The organism is Halomonas sp. YLGW01 (assembly GCF_014840935.1).
Classification (GTDB): Bacteria; Pseudomonadota; Gammaproteobacteria; order Pseudomonadales; family Halomonadaceae; genus Onishia.
Genome location: NZ_CP062005.1, coordinates 713,305 through 731,888 on the forward strand (window position 1 = coordinate 713,305; position 18,584 = coordinate 731,888).

14 protein-coding genes and 2 tRNA genes are annotated in these 18,584 nt (G+C 63.4%); 13 read left to right on the plus strand and 3 right to left on the minus strand.

Annotation, left to right across the window (positions count from 1 at the left end; translation table 11 throughout):
- Nucleotides 1-761 precede the first annotated feature (761 nt).
- From IEJ03_RS03320 to IEJ03_RS03330, 3 genes are all read left to right on the plus strand, one after another.
- Nucleotides 762-1,085, plus strand: coding sequence for a TraR/DksA C4-type zinc finger protein (locus IEJ03_RS03320; RefSeq protein ID WP_192036300.1), 324 nt, complete (start codon nt 762-764; stop codon nt 1,083-1,085).
- Between the two features lie 254 nt (nt 1,086-1,339).
- Nucleotides 1,340-1,870 carry a hypothetical protein gene (locus IEJ03_RS03325; protein ID WP_192036301.1) on the plus strand — a complete coding sequence of 177 codons (531 nt, stop codon included), beginning with the start codon at nt 1,340-1,342 and terminating at the stop codon, nt 1,868-1,870.
- A gap of 346 nt (nt 1,871-2,216) precedes the next feature.
- On the plus strand, nt 2,217-3,113 hold the full coding sequence (locus IEJ03_RS03330) for a LysR family transcriptional regulator (protein ID WP_192036302.1): 897 nt from the start codon (nt 2,217-2,219) through the stop codon (nt 3,111-3,113).
- A 36-nt stretch (nt 3,114-3,149) separates the two neighbouring features.
- Here the strand turns inward: IEJ03_RS03330 and IEJ03_RS03335 are convergent, their stop codons facing one another.
- The gene (locus IEJ03_RS03335) at nt 3,150-3,890 is read right to left on the minus strand and encodes an SDR family NAD(P)-dependent oxidoreductase (protein WP_192036303.1); all 741 of its coding nucleotides are present in this window, start codon (nt 3,888-3,890) and stop codon (nt 3,150-3,152) included.
- A 157-nt stretch (nt 3,891-4,047) separates the two neighbouring features.
- On the opposite strand from IEJ03_RS03335, the gene gltX reads away from it, so the two are divergent.
- The 3 genes from gltX (at nt 4,048) to IEJ03_RS03350 (ending at nt 5,804) form a co-directional block, all read left to right on the plus strand.
- Complete coding sequence (gltX, locus tag IEJ03_RS03340) at nt 4,048-5,526, plus strand: glutamate--tRNA ligase (protein ID WP_192036304.1); 1,479 nt, start codon at nt 4,048-4,050, stop codon at nt 5,524-5,526.
- A gap of 79 nt (nt 5,527-5,605) precedes the next feature.
- Nucleotides 5,606-5,681 (plus strand) — tRNA-Ala (locus IEJ03_RS03345).
- Nucleotides 5,682-5,728: 47 nt separating this feature from the next.
- A tRNA-Glu gene (locus tag IEJ03_RS03350) sits at nt 5,729-5,804 on the plus strand.
- A gap of 715 nt (nt 5,805-6,519) precedes the next feature.
- On the opposite strand, the gene IEJ03_RS03355 is transcribed toward IEJ03_RS03350, so the two are convergent.
- Complete coding sequence (locus IEJ03_RS03355; protein ID WP_192036305.1) at nt 6,520-7,404, minus strand: NAD(P)-dependent oxidoreductase; 885 nt, start codon at nt 7,402-7,404, stop codon at nt 6,520-6,522.
- A 103-nt stretch (nt 7,405-7,507) separates the two neighbouring features.
- On the minus strand, nt 7,508-8,797 hold the full coding sequence (gene gltA, locus IEJ03_RS03360; protein WP_192036306.1) for a citrate synthase: 1,290 nt from the start codon (nt 8,795-8,797) through the stop codon (nt 7,508-7,510).
- A gap of 406 nt (nt 8,798-9,203) precedes the next feature.
- On the opposite strand from gltA, the gene sdhC reads away from it, so the two are divergent.
- From sdhC to lpdA, 7 genes are all read left to right on the plus strand, one after another.
- The gene (gene sdhC, locus IEJ03_RS03365) at nt 9,204-9,581 is read left to right on the plus strand and encodes a succinate dehydrogenase, cytochrome b556 subunit (protein WP_192036307.1); all 378 of its coding nucleotides are present in this window, start codon (nt 9,204-9,206) and stop codon (nt 9,579-9,581) included.
- Nucleotides 9,575-9,922, plus strand: coding sequence for a succinate dehydrogenase, hydrophobic membrane anchor protein (sdhD, locus tag IEJ03_RS03370; RefSeq protein WP_192036308.1), 348 nt, complete (start codon nt 9,575-9,577; stop codon nt 9,920-9,922). Before sdhC ends, sdhD begins: the two co-directional genes overlap by 7 nt.
- A gap of 3 nt (nt 9,923-9,925) precedes the next feature.
- The gene (sdhA, locus tag IEJ03_RS03375; protein WP_192036309.1) at nt 9,926-11,698 is read left to right on the plus strand and encodes a succinate dehydrogenase flavoprotein subunit; all 1,773 of its coding nucleotides are present in this window, start codon (nt 9,926-9,928) and stop codon (nt 11,696-11,698) included.
- A gap of 17 nt (nt 11,699-11,715) precedes the next feature.
- Nucleotides 11,716-12,420 carry a succinate dehydrogenase iron-sulfur subunit gene (locus tag IEJ03_RS03380; protein WP_192037160.1) on the plus strand — a complete coding sequence of 235 codons (705 nt, stop codon included), beginning with the start codon at nt 11,716-11,718 and terminating at the stop codon, nt 12,418-12,420.
- Between the two features lie 251 nt (nt 12,421-12,671).
- Nucleotides 12,672-15,506 carry a 2-oxoglutarate dehydrogenase E1 component gene (locus IEJ03_RS03385; RefSeq protein WP_192036310.1) on the plus strand — a complete coding sequence of 945 codons (2,835 nt, stop codon included), beginning with the start codon at nt 12,672-12,674 and terminating at the stop codon, nt 15,504-15,506.
- Between the two features lie 43 nt (nt 15,507-15,549).
- Nucleotides 15,550-17,085, plus strand: coding sequence for a 2-oxoglutarate dehydrogenase complex dihydrolipoyllysine-residue succinyltransferase (gene odhB, locus IEJ03_RS03390; RefSeq protein WP_192036311.1), 1,536 nt, complete (start codon nt 15,550-15,552; stop codon nt 17,083-17,085).
- Between the two features lie 49 nt (nt 17,086-17,134).
- Entirely contained in the window at nt 17,135-18,571 is a 1,437-nt protein-coding gene (gene lpdA, locus IEJ03_RS03395) for a dihydrolipoyl dehydrogenase (RefSeq protein WP_192036312.1), read from the plus strand.
- The last annotated feature ends 13 nt before the right edge of the window (nt 18,572-18,584 follow it).

Consider the following 18,584-nt stretch of genomic DNA (forward strand, 5'->3'; position numbering starts at 1 on the left):
CGAACCGACCAAGTGTCTCGGTATCGCGTGTCATGAGCCGAGGTGCCAGGCCGAGCTGGGTTGTCGACGACGACCCTTGGAACGTCCATGTGGACGACCAAGCCTCGTGCCGCAGACCATTCACAGGCGATGATTACTTGACCGAAAGAGGCTCGTCTAGTTCATATTGGCGATTCGTGAACGCTGCCACGCCAGCAGGTAACACGCGTTTCATGATCTGCCAGCGAGTGTTCGCCCTGCGGCGCCAGGCGATCCGCATTGCCGGACCTCGGCGAGCAGCGGTCACCGGTGGCGGAGGCCATGGAGTCGGTGCGTCAGACACGTCAGGGGCATTCGCGAAGACTGCCTCGATGGCGACGGTCACACCACGAGCTCGTGGCGGTAAATGCCCGTGACGCACCAGGGAGTGCCGCCGACGCCGCGCGTCTCACCCGCGAGGACGGATGCCAGACGGCGGGTGGTGGCAATGCATTATGGCCTTGACGCTAGTTTGGCGAAGATACATGACCCTCGCTGGTTTGGCTACTGGCGGCGCGGTGAGGGAGCGAGGGGACATACAGAAGAGGAATCGGACCCAGGCCATCGTCCAGGCGCAAGTTCGCGTTCAAGCTGGTAGAGCGACGGCCAGGGAGTCATGGTGCCCATGGGTAGCGTCGACCGACGTGAGAAGGGGAATTGCCCGTGTGCGTGGCTGGTGCTAGGACTATCCTCAAGCGTATCCGTTTATTGCCAAATGCCAGAGTGAGTCGAGAGGGAATGACATGAGTCAACGCACCATGGCCCTCGAGGCCCTGCGAGACGATCTGATTGCGCGACTCGAGCGATATCGTGACAGCAAGGAGCGCTCTGAGGGCGCCCTGGACAAGGACCTGGAGGATCAGTCCATCGAGCTCGAGAGTAGCGAGGTGGTCGATGCGCTGGAAAACGAGGCGGAAGCCGAACTCAAGCAGGTGATGCATGCCTTGGCGCGCATCGCTGCGGGAGACGGCGAGCGTTGTGAAGATTGTGGCACCCCCATCGAGGCCAAGCGGCTGACGGCGCTGCCTTCCACGACCCGTTGCCTGAACTGCGCCCAGCAGCCCTGACGGGTCGGCGACTCGGTTCCTCCTGCCATCTCATCCTTTTGACGACGGGGCGCGCCGGGTCGGTGCTGCCCGTGTCCTCGTGCGCGGAATTCAACGGTTCCCGTCACGGTCATTTGATAGAGCCCGGGTTCACGCGAGTCGATGCCAGGCGTCAGAATGGAGAACAGGCGAGGTAAAGGGGAGGCAGTATGCACGAGGGGCGCAACAGGAAGATGAGGCAACGGGAGCCATGGCGTTCACGCTGGGCGACGAGGGTGCTGGGCGCTGTCCTGCTGCTGGCGCTGGTCGGCTGTGAAGGCGGCTCGACGCCGCCGGCCGGCGATGACGCCGCTTCGTCGGCTTCCGCCCCGGCGACATCGACGCCCGCGCGAGACGACGCGGCGGCCTCCTCGACCATAGCCGTGCTCAGCGAGCCCGTCAGTGTGACCACGACGACGGCGCTGACGCCGGCTCGACGTCTCGAGGTGACCGGGCGTACCAATCTGCCGGACCGGACTCGGCTGCTGGTGGAACTGGAGCGCAGCGCCAGCGGGGTCAGTTGGCAATCACGAACCGAGGTCCGCGATGGCGCCTTCGCGGTGGGCCCCTTGGGGCCGGGTAGTGGTCTGGTGGCCGGACGCTATCAGATTCGGGTCTCGATGCCGGTAGCCGACGTCCAGCCGACGCCGGTCAAGAATCGCATCGGCACACGCGGCGAACACCTGACGGGGCCACTGGTGGCGCGGTCGCCCCATGGGCTGGGTAACGTCATCGACTATCGCCGTGACTATCTGTTCGATGAATAGTGCCGTGCTGTTCGATGAGTAGCGGCGCGGTCGCTTGCCAAGGCGCAGGCAGCAGAGATGTCGGTATGGGAGATGCCTGTATATCGGGGAGCGCGAGCACAAAAAAAGAAATGCGCGCCGGTCGAGCCGGTCACGCAAAAAAGAAATGCACTGAAGGCGACATCCAGGCGACGGCGGGATTGCCTTCGCCTGATGACGGTGGCATGGCCGAGGCACCGATTCTCGCTGCCTTGACCACGCCCGTGCAGTATAGGGAGTCGGCCTTTGCGGAATAAGTGGGTACAATCGAAAACCAGTGTTTCCATTTTGGAAACTTGCACCCGTGAGTACCGGCAAGGAGTCGACAATGGCAGTGCTCGATGCCCTCAGGGTCTTCGTCGAGGTGGTGAGAGCCGGCAGCTTCACCGCCGCCTCGCGGCGGCTGGGAATTTCCAAGTCCATGGCCTCCAAGAGGGTGGCGGCGCTCGAAGACGAGCTGGGGGTCAATCTCCTGCATCGCTCGACCCGCTCGCTGCACCTCACCGAGGCCGGGCAGATCTATTACGAACATGGCCTGCGCATCCGCGAGGAACTGGAGGCCGCCGAGGCCCAGGTGCAGTCAGTTACGGCGCGGCCGCGCGGACAGCTCAAGGTGAGTGCTCAGGTCAGCTTCGGTTTCATGTACCTGGCCGAACCCACCACGGCCTTCATGCGGCGCTACCCCGACGTGGCGGTGGAGATCCTGCTCGAGGATCAGCGTTTCGAGCCGATCGATGACGCCGTCGATCTGGCGATCCGCATGGGGCCCCTGCCGCCCTCGAGCCTGGTCTCCAGGCCGTTGTGCAAGGTGGTCTATGGGCTCTATGCGGCGCCGGAGTACCTGGCGCGGGTCGCCGATCCGTTGCATCCCCAGGACATCCGTGACCACGACACCGTTTTCTACGGCAACTACGACCTGGGCGCCCACTGGCGCTTCTCGCTCAATGGCCAGCCGCTGGATATCGAGCCGAACTCGCGGCTGGTGATCAACAATCTGCTGGGGGTGGTGGAGGCGGCCAAGGCCGGCTTCGGGTTGGCCTACCTCCCGACCTTCGCTGCCCGCTCGGCCGTAGCCGAAGGGCAGCTGGTGCCGCTGCTGCAGCCCTACTGGAACGAGCACGGCAGCATGTTGGTGCTGTTCCGCTCGCGCAAGTACCTGCCGGACAAGACCCGGGCCTACCTGGATTTCATCACTGACTGGTTCCGCGAGCACCTGGCGCTATAGGCATTCCCCCGTAGGGCCTGCCAGACAAGCGTCCCTTTACCAGGGAATCGGCTCGCCGGCCCAGTCCCAGAAACTGCCGCTGTCGGCGGGGGTGCGGGCATCCATCACCTCGAGTAGCCGCTCGGCGACGAAGGCGGGGGAGAACAGCTTGCCCTCCGGCACCCTGGCTTGGAAGGGCTTGGACAGCCCGGTATCGGTGGTGCCGGGGTGCAGGCTGAGCAGGATGGCCTGCTTGTTGAGACGCCTGAGCTCGACGCTGGCGCCCTTGAGCAGCATGTTGTGGGCCGCCTTGCTGGCGCGATAGGCGTACCAACCGCCGAGCCCGTTGTCGCCGATCGAACCGACCCGCGCCGAGAGGCTGGCGAAGAGGGTGGGGTGCTGGCCCTTCAGCGAGGGCTCAAGGGCCCGGAGCAGCATGGCCGGCGTGGCGGCGTTGACGTGAAAGAGATGATCCAGGGCCGAGAAGCTCAACTCGTCGAGCTTCTTCTCCGGGGCGATGCCGAGCGTGTCGTCATGCAGGGTACCGACGGCATTGAAGACGAGGTGAACGGGCGTGCCCTCGAGGTGCTCAGCGAGCGCACCGAGCCCCTCGTCGGTGGTGACATCCAGCGCCAGGTGGGTGAGGCGCGGGTCATCCTGCGCCGGCGGCTGACGCGACATGGCGATGATTCGACCGGGGCGGGGGCTTTGCAGCAGGGCCTTTAGCATGGCGCGGCCGATGCCGCCGCCGGCACCGGTGATCACGGCGGTGAAATCGTCGGGAAGGTGCTTGAGCATGGGGCGTCCTCGTCATTGAGGGAGGGGGATCATCGAGGCCGCCACACCGGGCGGTCCGGTTATGGACTCGACGGGCCGCGGATGATTCCCGGCTGATGGGGGCCGGGGGAGTGCGTATAATGCCCGCCAGGTTTCAATCACCCATGGATCGATCGACATGACCGTACGTACCCGTATCGCGCCGTCCCCCACCGGCGATCCCCACGTGGGCACCGCCTACATCGCCCTGTTCAACCTGTGCTTCGCCCGGGCCCTCGGCGGCCAGTTTATCCTGCGCATCGAGGACACCGACCGCGAACGCTCCACGGCAGAATCCGAGCAGATGATCCTCGATTCCCTGCACTGGCTGGGGCTTGATTGGGACGAGGGCCCGGACGTCGGTGGCCCCCATGGCCCCTACCGTCAGAGCGAGCGCGGTGATATCTACGCCGAGTACGCTCGCCAGCTGCTCGAGGCGGGGCATGCGTTCAAGTGCTACCGCACCAGCGAGGAGCTCGATGAGCTGCGCGAGTCCCGCAAGGCCTCCGGTCTGCACATGGCCCTCAAGCCGGCCGACCTGGCGCTGCCTGCCGAGGAACACGCCCGCCGCGAGGCCGAGGGTTGGCCCCATGTGGTACGCATGGCCGTACCCAGCGAGGGCACCTGTGTGGTCGAGGACATGCTGCGTGGCACCATCGAGGTGGAGTGGGCGCAGGTCGATGCGCAGATCCTGCTCAAGTCCGACGGCATGCCGACCTATCACCTGGCGAATGTGGTCGATGATCACCTGATGGGCATCACCCATGTGCTGCGCGGTGAGGAGTGGATCAACTCGGCACCCAAGCATCAGCTGCTCTATGAATACTTCGGCTGGCCGATGCCGACCCTCTGCCACATGCCCCTGCTGCGCAACCCGGACAAGTCGAAGCTCTCCAAGCGCAAGAACCCGACCTCGATCAACTACTATCGCCGCATGGGCTTCCTGCCCCAGGCCGTGACCAACTATCTGGGTCGCATGGGCTGGTCGATGCCCGACGAGCGGGAAAAGTTCAGCCTCGATGAGATGATGGCGCACTTCGATATCTCTCGCGTGTCCCTGGGCGGTCCGGTCTTCGACCTGGAGAAGCTGACCTGGCTCAACGGCGTCTATATTCGCGAGGATCTGGACGACACGGCACTGTTGCAGGCGCTGCGCGACTGGGCCTTCAACGAGGACTACGTGCGCGAGATCCTGCCCCAGGTGCGTCCCAGGGTGGATACCCTGTCTCAGGTGATGCCGCTGGCCGGACACTTCTTCTCGGGCCTGCCGGCCATCGACGAGTCGAGCTTTTCAAGCGTCAAGCTCGAGCGCGACGAGCTCATCAAACTGCTGCAGTTCCTGGTCTGGCGCCTCGAGGGTGTGAGCCGCTGGGACAAGGAAACGCTGCTGGCCGAGGTCAAGCTACTGGGCGAGCACTTCGGGCTCAAGATGAAGGCCTTCCTGGCGCCGGTGTTCATCGCCATCACCGGCTCGACGACCTCCACCTCGGTGATGGACGCCATGGCGATCCTCGGCTCCGACATGACGCGGGCGCGGCTGCGTCACGCCATCGACGTGCTGGGTGGTGTGTCGAAGAAGCAGGCCAAGCGCCTCGAGAAGGAATTCCGCGAGCTGTAGGCCGGCTCAAATAAGTGGCAAAAGTGTGTTGACGAGAGCGGGGCGAATCAGTAACATACGCCTCGTTCTCGAGAGACACGGGGCCTTAGCTCAGCTGGGAGAGCGCAACACTGGCAGTGTTGAGGTCAGCGGTTCGATCCCGCTAGGCTCCACCAATCTCGAACGGAACACATGTTCCGGAGCCAAGAACGGGTTATAATGCGTCCCATTCGTCTAGTGGTCCAGGACACCGCCCTTTCACGGCGGTGACAGGGGTTCGAACCCCCTATGGGACGCCATCCGATTCTCCTACAGCAGTTGTCAGTAAAGAAAACCAGACGCTTAAGGCGTCTTTTTTTGTCGCTGTCATTCCGTCTGATCCCACCTTATCTAACCTGACCAACACCGTGCTGGTGTCTCCCTGGTCATGGGCATGCTGCTGTTGCCGATCCCGGTGTTTTCGCCGATTTGGCCGTCTTGATACTTGACATGGGCGCTGAGTTGTCCACGTCCCCTTCGTCCTGCCCGCGTCTTGTGTATAATTCTTATACCTTTCATCCTAGAGTATGGCTTTTCTAATAAATCTAATAAAATCAATGCGTTATAACTGGTTAAAAAGTGATCAATTTGAGCGTAACCCCCCTGTCATGGTGGCTGCTGGCACTTTTCTCAAGGTTTTGAACAGACTTATCCACAGAAAGTGTGGAAAACGCCACAAGGCCAGTTCCCAGCCGGTCTGCCCGGCGAGATGGCAGGGCGAGGCGTCGCTCCCGTCCCCGTCGAGCGAGTGCCGATGTAAGAGAATGCCGACAGGGAAGTGAGACAAGGCTTGTGCAGCCGACAAGTCCGGGAGGGGCGCCTTCCGGTCCCTGTGAGGCGCATCGGGGGGGGGCGGGAGCTTTCCCGCAGGCGCGAAGACCGCCGCGCCGAGAGAGGGTGCCTTGGCCCGGCATGTCGCCGGGCCCGTGATCGAGCGAGCCGCTGTGAGGCGGCGACGGTGAAGAGGAGGGCGGCTTAGTCGCGCCGCAGGCGCTTGAGCAGCGAGGAGGTGTCCCAGCGGCCGCCGCCCATGGCCTGGACGTCGCCGTAGAACTGATCGACCAGGGCGGTGACCGGCAGGCGGGCGTCGAGCTCCCGGGCCTGGTCGAGGCAGATGGCCAGGTCCTTGCGCATCCAGTCCACCGCGAAGCCGTGATCGTACTGATCCTCGATCATGGTCTTGTGGCGGTTCTCCATCTGCCAGGAGCCGGCGGCGCCCTGGGAGATGACCTCGATGGCCTGCTCTCGGTCGAGCCCCGCCTGCTCGGCGAAATGGAGGCCCTCGGCTAGGCCCTGGACGAGGCCGGCGATGCAGATCTGGTTGACCATCTTGGTCATCTGGCCGCTGCCGGCAGGGCCGAGCAGGTTGAGGGCGCGCGCATAGACGCCGAGTGCCTGGCGGACGCGCTGGAAGTCACCTTCCTCGCCGCCGCACATGATGGTCAGGGCCCCGTTCTCGGCGCCTTGCTGGCCGCCCGACACCGGGGCATCGAGAAAGGCGACGCCCTGCGCCCGGCAGGCGCTGTCGAGTTCGCGGGCCAGGTTGGCCGAGGCGGTGGTGTGATCGACCAGCGCGGCGCCTTCCTTGAGGCCGTGCAGGGCCCCCTGGTCGCCCAGGGTGACCTGGCGCACGTCATCATCGTTGCCGACGCACACCAGTACCAGGTCGGCGCCCTTGGCGGCCTCTCGGGGCGTGGCATGGTGGCTGCCCGGATAGTCCTTCGTCCAGGCTTCGGCCTTGGCTGAGGTGCGGTTGTAGACCCGTACCGCGTAGCCTTCCCTGGCCAGATGCCCGGCCATGGGGTAGCCCATGACGCCCAGACCGATGAAGGCGATGGTGTGGATGGCGTTGTCGCTCATGGTGTTCTCCTTGTTGTGTGGCGGCAGCCTCTCTTGCCAGGGTAGAAAGAAAAGAGGTCGCCCGTGGGCGACCTCTTTTCGTTCATGGCGTGACCATCGCGGCTTACTTGGCCGGGTAGTCGCGCTTGGTGTAGCCGGTGTAGAGCTGACGCGGGCGACCGATCTTGTGGTCACCGCTGCTGATCATCTCGTTCCAGTGGGAGATCCAGCCGATGGTGCGCGACACGGCAAAGATCACGGTGAACATGTTGGTCGGGATGCCGAGGGCCTTGAGGATGATGCCGGAATAGAAGTCGACGTTCGGGTACAGCTTGCGTTCGATGAAGTAGTCGTCTTCCAGGGCGATCTGTTCCAGGCGCTTGGCGATCTTGAGCTGCGGGTCGTCTGCCATGCCCAGTTCGCTCAACACCTCGTCGCAGGTCTGTTTCATGACCTTGGCGCGTGGATCGAAGTTGCGATAGACCCGGTGGCCGAAGCCCATCAGCTTGAACGGGTCGTTCTTGTCCTTGGCGCGGTCAACGAAGGCCTGGATGTTCTCCTCGGAGTCATCGCCGATCTCGTCGAGCATGTTCAGCACGGCTTCGTTGGCGCCGCCGTGAGCCGGGCCCCAGAGCGCGGCGATGCCGGCGCTGATGCAGGCGAAGGGGTTGGCCCCGGTGGAGCCGGCCAGGCGTACCGTGGAGGTCGAGGCGTTCTGCTCATGGTCGGCATGCAGCATGAAGATGCGATCCATGGCCTTGGCGAACACCGGGTTGATCTCGTAGGTCTCGCAGGGATTGCCGAACATCATGTACAGGAAGTTTTCGCTGTAATTCAGATCATTACGCGGGTACATGAAGGGCTGGCCGATGTTGTACTTGTAGCACATGGCGGCCAGGGTCGGCATCTTGGCGATCAGGCGGATCGCGCTGATGCGCCGGTCTTCCTCGCGGGTGATGTCCATGTGGTCGTGATAGAAGGCGGCCAGGCCGCCGACCACGCCACACATGATCGACATCGGGTGGGCGTCGCGACGGAAGCCCTTGTAGAAGTTGGCCAGCTGCTCATGGACCATGGTGTGGTTGCGCACGGTCCGCTCGAACTCTTCATATTGCTCGGCACTCGGCAGTTCGCCGAACAGCAGTAGGTAGGAGAGCTCGGGGAAGTTGGAGTGGGCGGCCAGTTGGTCGATGGGATAACCGCGATGCAGCAGGATGCCCTGGCCACCATCGATATAGGTAATGGCTGACTGGGTGGCGGAGGTTGCCATGAATCCCGGGTCATAGGTGAACAGGCCGGCCGCGCTCAGCGTGCGCACATCGATGACGTCGGGACCGGCCGTACCAGAATAGACCGGCAGCTCGATCGCTTCGTCCAGACCATCTATCGTCAAATGTGCTTTTCTGTCAGCCATGCTAGGCTCCTCATTGTCTGGTATAAGGCGATAAGTCCTTGACTCGCTTGTCACGCGGGCGGGAAAAAGTGGGCCCCACTATAGAATCGATCCAAGGATTGTCAATTCGCCATTCGGCTGGCCGCCTTGTGCAATCTTGATAGTTCTGTACTTGTTTTGTACAGTTATTGGTGCTTTGCATCATTGTGCGCCTTTCCCGTTGCGGGTCAAGGCGTAACTGCCGGGGCACCCGGCTGTCACCATTTGTCATGGTTGCGCCCAATCCCTATAATCCACCCCGCGCGACCGGCCGACACGTGTGGTCGTGCCGACTTGGCAGACGGCCGAGCCCTTCCTCAAAACCACCGCCCGCTCGGGCCCTAGCCCCGACGCACCCACAGCGGGCCAAGAGAGTGTGTAAAGAGCCGTGAATAGCAAACGACCCGTAAATCTCGATCTCAGCACGATCAAGTTCCCCCTCCCGGCACTAACGTCGATCACTCACCGCATCACCGGCATCCTCCTCTTCATCGGCTTGATCTTCGCCTTATGGGCGCTCGATACGTCGCTGTCTTCCCCGCAGGGGTTCGAGGCCGTGAGCGATGCGATCGCCCATAACTTCCTGGCCAAGCTGATTGCCTGGGGCCTGCTGTCCGCCCTGGCCTTTCACTTCGTGGCGGGCATCAAGCATCTGCTGATGGATGTAGATATCGGCGTGACCCTCGAGGGCGGTATCAAGAAAGCGCAGATCACCGTGGTGATCAGTGCCGTTCTGGTGATTCTGGCAGGAGTCTGGGTATGGTAACCAACATCACGAACTTCGGTCGTAGCGGCCTGTCCGACTGGCTGATTCAGCGCGTCTCGGCCGTCATCCTGGCGCTTTATACGCTCTTCATGGTCGGCTATCTGCTGCTGCACCCGAACCTGGACTACGCCACCTGGAGCGCTCTGTTCGGCGCCACCTGGATGCGCATCTTCTCGCTGCTCGCCTTCGTGTCGATCGCCGCCCACGCCTGGATCGGCCTGTGGACCGTGACCACCGACTACCTGAAGCCGACCGGCATTCGCGTCACCGCCCAGACCGTGATCATCCTGTCGATCTTTGTCTTTCTGGTGTGGGGCGTTCAAGTCCTGTGGGGAGCCTGATAAATGTCTAACATGCGTAGCCTGACCTTCGACGCAATCATCATCGGTGGCGGCGGCTCCGGCCTGCGTGCCGCCCTCGAGCTGGCCAAGTCCGGCAAGAAGACCGCGGTCCTCTCCAAGGTCTTCCCGACCCGCTCGCATACCGTGTCCGCCCAGGGCGGCATCACCTGCGCGATCGCCTCCGCCGACCCGAACGACGACTGGCGCTGGCACATGTACGATACCGTCAAGGGCGGCGATTACATCGCCGACCAGGACGCGGCCGAGTACATGTGTTCCGAAGGCCCCAAGTCGGTGTTCGAGCTCGAGCACATGGGTCTGCCGTTCTCCCGTTTCGATAACGGCCGCATCTACCAGCGTCCGTTCGGCGGCCAGTCCAAGGACTTCGGCAAGGGCGGCCAGGCCGCGCGTACCTGTGCCGCCGCCGACCGGACCGGTCACGCCCTGCTGCACACGCTTTATCAGAATAATCTGAAGAACAATACCACCTTCCTCAACGAGTGGTATGCGGTCGATCTGGTCAAGAACGCCAACGGTGACGTGGTGGGCTGTATCGCCATGTGCATCGAGACCGGCGAAGTGGTGCACGTCAAGTCCAAGGCCACGGTGTTGGCCACCGGCGGTGCGGGCCGTATCTATGCCTCTACCACCAATGCCCTGATCAACACTGGCGACGGCATCGGCATGGCCCTGCGGGCCGGCTTCCCGATGCAGGACATGGAGATGTGGCAGTTCCACCCGACCGGCATCTACGGCGCCGGCACCCTGGTCACCGAGGGTTGTCGAGGCGAGGGTGGCTACCTGATCAACAAGGACGGCGAGCGCTTCATGGAGCGCTATGCGCCGAACGCCAAGGACCTGGCCGGCCGCGACGTGGTCGCCCGTTCCATGGTCATGGAGATCCTCGAGGGTCGTGGCTGCGGCGAGAAGGGCGATCACGTCTTCCTGAAGCTCGATCACCTGGGTGAGGAAGTCCTCGGCAAGCGCCTGCCGGGCATCGTCGAGCTGTCCAAGACCTTCGCTCACGTCGATCCGGCCAAGGAGCCGATCCCGGTCGTGCCGACCTGCCACTACATGATGGGCGGTATTCCGACCAACGTGCACGGTCAGGCGATCATGCAGGACGAGGACGGCAACGACCAGATCGTCAACGGCCTGTTCGCCTGTGGCGAGGCAGCCTGCGTGTCGGTCCACGGTGCCAACCGCCTGGGCGGCAACTCGCTGCTCGACCTGGTGGTGTTCGGTCGCGCCGCCGGCATGTACATCGAGAGCGCCCTGAACGAGGGCATCGAGTACCTCGACCCGACCGAGTCCGACATCGATGCGGCCATGACGCGCCTGAATCGCTGGAACGAGTCCAATGGTGGCGAGTCGGTGCCGGCCCTCAAGGCCGAGTTGCAGGAGATCATGCAGAGCGCCTTCGGCGTTTTCCGTCAGGAAGACAACATGCAGGAAGGCGTCAAGAAGCTGGCCGATCTGCGCGAGCGGATCAAGAACGCTCACCTGGGCGACAAGTCCAATGCCTTCAACACCGCGCGTGTCGAGGCCCTGGAACTCGATAACCTGATGGAAGTGGCCGAGGCCACCGCGATCTCCGCGCTGGAGCGCAAGGAAAGCCGTGGTGCGCACTCCCGTTACGACTATCCGGACCGTGACGATGTCAACTGGCTGAAGCATTCGCTGTTCTTCCCGGCCACCAAGACGCTGGGCAAGCGCGACGTGAACTTCAAGCCGAAGACCGTCGACACCTTCGAGCCGAAAGTCCGTACCTACTAAGGGGGTCCACGATGTCCATGCTTCAGGTATCCGTCTACCGATACAATCCGGAAACCGACTCCGCGCCCTACATGCAGGAGTTCCAGGTGGACACTCAGGGCCGCGATGTGATGGTTCTGAATGTCCTGGCCATGATCAAGGAGCAGGATAGCTCCATGGCCTATCGTCGCAGCTGCCGGGAAGGGGTCTGTGGCTCCGACGGCATGAACATGAACGGCAAGAACGGCCTGGCCTGCATCACGCCGCTGTCCGAGGTGGTCAAGGACGGCAAGCTGACCCTGCGCCCGCTGCCGGGCCTGCCGGTCATCCGTGACCTGGTCGTCGACATGGCGCTGTTCTACAAGCAGTACGAGCGCATCCAGCCGTACCTGCAGAACGACGAGCCGGCGCCGGCCATCGAGCGCCTGCAGTCGCCGGAGGATCGCGACAAGCTCGATGGCCTCTACGAATGCATCCTGTGCGCCTGCTGCTCGACCTCCTGCCCGTCGTTCTGGTGGAACCCGGACAAGTTCGTCGGCCCGGCAGGCCTCCTGCAGGCCTATCGCTTCCTGGCCGATTCCCGCGACGAGGCGACTCGCGAGCGTCTGGCCGAGCTCGAAGATCCGTTCAGCGTGTTCCGCTGCCGCGGCATCATGAACTGTGTGGCGGTCTGTCCGAAGGGACTCAACCCGACACGGGCGATCGGCAAGATCCGCGAGATGCTGCTGGCGAATGCCACTTAAATCGTCGCGCTCGTCTTGCTATGATGGGCGCCGTTCTCTGGCCGCGGCCATATGCCGCGGCTGAGCCGGCCCCGTCGTCAAGAGCCGGTGCCCCGTGCACCGGCTCTTGACGATCGTGACCTGGGCCTTCGGCTCATGCCGAGGCTCGCCGGATCAAGACATAAGCCCAACCGGCAGGGCAACAGTCACGCCGATGCGGCGATGCCGTAGATGGCGCCGATAACACCCCATCAGTGCAGGGTGACCGAGAGATGCAAGAAGGCATAATGGAGTTGATGTGGCGCACTTCCCATGTCAGTGGCGGTAATGCCCACTATGTGGAAGCGCTCTACGAACAGTACCTCGTCGATCCAAACGCTGTCCCCGACGAGTGGCGCAATTACTTCGATCAATTGCCCCGCCCGGAAGGCAGCCCCTCCCAGGACATTCCGCTTAGTCCGATTCGCGACCAGTTCTATCAGCTTGCCAAGTCCCCGCGCAGCGCACAGGCCGCGCCCGGCGTCGACAGCGGCGAGAGCAAGAAGCAGGTCAAGGTCCTTCAGCTGATCAATGCGTATCGCTTTCGTGGCCACCAGAAGGCCGATATCGATCCCCTGAATCTGCGCAGTCAGGTGCCGGTGCCGGATCTCGATCTGTCCTTCCACCAGCTGACGCAAGCCGATCTGGACACCGAGTTCCAGACAGGCTCGTTTTTCCTGGGCAAGGACAAGGCGCCGCTCAAGGAGATCGTGGGTGCCCTGGAGCAGACTTACTGTCGCTCCATCGGCTGCGAGATCATGCATATCGTCGACACCGAAGAGAAACGCTGGCTGCAGCAGCGCTTCGAATCGGTGCGCTCCAAGCCCAAGTTCAGCCCGGACGTGCGCAAGCATGTGCTCGAGCGGCTGACCGCGGCCGAAGGGCTGGAAAGCTACCTGGCGTCCAAGTACCCGGGCACCAAGCGTTTCGGTCTCGAGGGCGGCGAGAGCTTCATCCCGATGATGGATGAGATCATCCAGCGGGCCGGCAGCTATGGCACCAAGGAAGTCGTCATCGGCATGGCGCACCGTGGTCGCCTCAACCTGCTGGTCAATATCCTGGGCAAGAGCCCCTCCGAGCTGATCGAGGAATTCGACGGCAAGAAGGTAATCTCCCAGGGCTCCGGCGACGTCAAGTATCACCAGGGCTTCAGCTCGAACGTGATGACGGCGGGCGGCGAAGTGCATCTGGCGCTGGCGTTCAACCCGTCGCATCTGGAAATCGTGTCTCCGGTGGTCGAGGGCTCGGTGCGGGCCCGTCAGGACCGTCGCGACGACAGCGACGGCAGCAAGGTGCTGCCGATCAATATCCATGGTGACGCGGCCTTCGCAGGGCAAGGCGTGGTCATGGAAACCTTCCAGATGTCACAGACCCGTGCCTACAAGACCGGCGGCACGGTGCACATCGTGATCAACAACCAGGTCGGTTTCACCACCTCCCATCCTGGCGACACGCGCTCTACCGAGTACTGCACCGATATCGCCAAGATGGTCCAGGCGCCGATCTTCCACGTCAACGGCGACGATCCGGACGCGGTGCTGCACGCTACCCAGGTGGCCATCGACTACCGCCACCAGTTCAAGCGTGACGTGGTCATCGATCTGGTCTGCTACCGCCGCCGCGGCCACAATGAGGCCGACGAGCCGTCCGGCACTCAGCCGATGATGTACCAGAAGATCAAGAACCATCCGTCGGCTCGCACGCACTTCGTCAATCGTCTGGTCGACGATGGCGTCATCAGCGAAGACGAAGCCAAGGCGCTGATGGAGAAGTACCGCGACGACCTGATGGCCGGCAACCATGTGGCCAACGCCCTGGTCAAGGAGCCGAATACCTCGCTGTTCGTCGACTGGGCACCGTATCTGGGCCACGAGTGGACCGGCGATGCCGATACCACTGTCGACATGAAGCGCATGCAGCAGCTCGCCCACAAGATGTGCGAGGTGCCGGACGGCATTCAGGTCCAGCGGCAGGTCGCCAAGATCTATGAAGACCGACGCAAGATGGTGGCCGGTGGCATGGCGCTGAACTGGGGCTTCGCCGAAACCCTGGCCTACGCCACGCTGCTCGATCAGGGCCATCCGATCCGCATCACCGGTCAGGATTGTGGCCGCGGCACCTTCTCCCACCGCCATGCGGTGGTCCATAACCAGAAGGACGGCAGCACCTATGTGCCGCTAGAGCATATCGCCGACGGTCAGCCGCGCTTCACCATCCACGACTCCTTCCTCTCGGAAGAAGCCGTGCTGGCCTTCGAGTACGGCTACTCCACCACCGTGCCCAATGCGCTGAACGTCTGGGAGGCCCAGTTCGGGGACTTTTTCAACGGCGCTCAGGTGGTGGTCGACCAGTTCATCTCCTCCGGTGAGACCAAGTGGGGTCGGCTGTGTGGCCTGACCATGCTGCTGCCCCATGGCTACGAGGGTCAGGGCCCCGAGCACTCCTCGGCCCGTCTCGAGCGCTTCCTGCAGCTGTGTGCCGAGCACAACATGCAGGTCTGCGTGCCGACCACGCCGGCCCAGATCTTCCACCTGCTGCGTCGCCAGGTGATTCGTCCGCTGCGCAAGCCGCTGGTGGTGATGTCGCCGAAGAGCCTGCTGCGCCACAAGGAAGCCACTTCCACCCTCGAGGAACTGGCTCACGGCAAGTTCCAGATGGTGCTGCCCGACCAGGGCAAACTCGAGGCCGAGAAGGTCAAGCGGGCGGTGCTGTGTGCCGGCAAGGTCTACTACGATCTCGCCGCCTACCGCGCCGAGAACGAGCGGGAAGACACCGCGGTGGTGCGCGTCGAGCAGCTCTATCCCTTCCCCAAGGAAGAGCTGCAGGCGGCCCTCAAGGCGTATCCGAACCTCGAGCAGGTCGTCTGGTGTCAGGAAGAACCGCTCAACCAGGGCGCCTGGTACCAGAGCCAGCATCACATGCGGGCTGTCGCCGACATGCTGCGCGATGGCATGGGGCGCGACCTGAAGTTCGCCGGTCGTCCTGCCTCCGCGGCGCCGGCCGCCGGCTACATGTCCGTGCACGTAGAACAGCAGCGCCAACTGGTGGACGACGCCTTCAACGCCTGAAGGCGTCCCCACCGGACGAGAGAGAATACATAAGGGAAATTCAATGGCTACCGAGATCAAAGCGCCTACCTTTCCGGAATCCGTTGCCGAGGGCAGCGTCGCTGCCTGGCACAAGAAGCCGGGTGACAGCGTCGAGCGTGACGAGCTGATCGTCGAAATCGAGACCGACAAGGTGGTGCTCGAGGTCGTGGCACCCGAGGCGGGCACCCTGAGCGAGATCAAGGCCGAAGAGGGCGACACCGTCGCCTCCGAACAGGTCCTGGGCATGCTCGGTGCCGCCGGTGAGGCCAAGGCCGCACCGAAGGCGGAAGAAAAGAGCGACGCAGCGCCGGCTCCCAAGGCCGCAGCGTCCGGCAAGACCCACGACGTCAAGGCCCCGACCTTCCCGGAGTCCATCCAGGAAGGCACCGTGGCGACCTGGCACAAGCAGGTCGGTGAAGCGGTCAAGCGTGACGAAGTGCTGGTCGACATCGAGACCGACAAGGTGGTGCTCGAGGTCGTCGCGCCCGCCGATGGTGCCCTCAGCGAGATCAAGGCCGAGGAAGGCGCCCAGGTCGAGTCCGAGGCTGTGCTGGCCACCTTCGCCGAAGGCGCCGGCGGCGATGCCGCGCCAGCGGCCGAGGCGAGTGCCTCTGCCGATGAAGGCAGCGACGACCAGGGCAGTGACGAAAAGGTCGGCGACAAGATCCTCGCCCCGGCGGCACGCAAGATGGTCGCCGAGCATGACCTGGACGTGGCCAAGATCGAAGGCACCGGCAAGGGTGGTCGTGTGCTGAAGGAAGATGTCCAAAAGGCCGTCAAGGAAGGCAGCGCCAAGAAGTCCAAGGCCCCGGCCGCCGCAGCCGCCCCGGCACCTGCCGCTCCGGTCGCCGAAGGCGAGCGTCCCGAGAAGCGCGTGCCGATGAGCCGCCTGCGCAAGACCATCGCCAAGCGCCTGGTCGAGGCTCAGCAGACCGCTGCCATGCTCACCACCTACAACGAGGTGGATATGGGCGCGGTCATGGACCTGCGGGCCCAGTACAAGGACACCTTCCTCAAGGCGCACGACACCAAGCTCGGCTTCATGGGCTTCTTCGTCAAGGCGGCCTCCGAGGCGCTCAAGCGCTTCCCGGACGTCAACGCCTCCATCGACGGCGGCGACATCGTCTACCACGGTTATCAGGATATCGGCGTCGCCGTCTCCACCGATCGTGGCCTGGTCGTGCCGGTGCTGCGTGACACCGACAGCATGAAGATCGCCGATGTCGAGAAGACTATCGTCGACTTCGGCAAGCGGGCCCGGGCTGGCAAGCTCGGCATCGACGAGATGCAGGGCGGCACCTTCACCATCACCAACGGTGGCATCTTCGGTTCGCTGATGTCGACGCCGATCCTCAACCCGCCGCAGACTGCGATCCTTGGCATGCACAAGATCCAGGAACGTCCGATGGCGGTGAACGGCAAGGTCGAGATTCGCCCGATGATGTACCTCGCCGTGTCATACGATCACCGCATGATCGATGGCAAGGACGCGGTCCAGTTCCTGGTCACCATCAAGGAACTGCTCGAGGACCCGGCACGCCTGCTGCTCGATATCTGAGCCGGCGTGACGCCAAGGATTCAAGCGAACCGACAACAGGAAGGAAAGCATGGCCGATAAATTCGATCTGATCGTCATTGGTGCTGGCCCCGGTGGCTATGTCGCCGCCATTCGTGCCGCCCAGCTGGGCCTGAAGACCGCGTGCGTCGAGAAGTGGATCGGCAAGGACGGCAAGACCGTGCACGGCGGTACCTGCTTGAACGTGGGCTGCATCCCGTCCAAGGCGCTGCTCGAGGCCTCCCACAAGTTCGTCGAAGCGCAGCACGACTTCGACGACATGGGTATCCAGGCGGGCGACGTCACCATGGACGTCAAGAAGATGATGGCCCGCAAGGACAAGATCGTGAAGAACCTGACCGGCGGCATCGCCGGCCTGTTCAAGGCCAACGGCGTGACCGCCCTGGAGGGCCTGGGCAAGGTGCTCTCCAGCAAGCAGGTCGAGGTCAGCAAGGACGGCGAGAAGGCCGTCTATGAAGCCGATAACATCGTCATCGCCTCCGGCTCCGTGCCGGTCGAGATCCCGCCGACCCCGCTCACCGAGGGCCTGATCGTCGATTCCACCGGCGCGCTGGAGTTCGACGAGACGCCCAAGCGCCTCGGCGTGATCGGCGCCGGCGTGATCGGCCTCGAGCTTGGCAGCGTGTGGAACCGTCTGGGCTCCGAGGTCACCGTCCTCGAGGCCATGGACAGCTTCCTGCCGATGGTCGATCAGGCCGTCGCCAAGGAAACTCAGAAGCTGCTCAAGAAGCAGGGCATGGACATCAAGCTGGGCGCCCGGGTCACCGGCTCCGAGATCAAGGACAACGAGGTCGTCGTCAAGTACGCCGACAGCGAGGGCGACAAGGAGATCACCTTCGACAAGCTGATCGTCTGCGTCGGCCGCCGTCCCTACACCCAGGGCCTGCTGGGCGACGATGCCGGGGTCAAGCTCGACGAGCGTGGCTTCATCTTCGTCGACGATCACTGCCGCACCAGCGTGCCGGGCGTCTACGCCATCGGTGACGTGGTGCGCGGCCCGATGCTGGCCCACAAGGCGTCCGAAGAAGGTATCATGGTCGCCGACATCATCGCCGGCCATAAGGCCGAGATGAACTACGACGCCATCCCCAGCGTCATCTATACCTTCCCGGAAGTCGCCTGGGTGGGCATGAACGAGCAGGAAGCCAAGGCGGCCGGCATCGAGGTCAAGTCCGGCTCCTTCCCGTTCGCGGCCAGCGGTCGCGCCATGGCCAACAATGCCACCGAGGGCATGGCCAAGGTGATCACCGATGCCGAGACCGACCGCGTGCTGGGCATGCACATCGTCGGCCAGCATGCCGGCGAGATGATCGCCCAGGGCGTGATTGCCATGGAATTCGGCTCCAGCGCCGAGGATCTGGCGCTGACCTGCTATGCGCATCCGACCATGTCGGAAGCCGTGCACGAGGCCGCCCTGGCGGTCGACGGTCACGCCATCCACATGGCCAATCGCAAGAAGCGCAAGTAAGTCGTCGAACAAC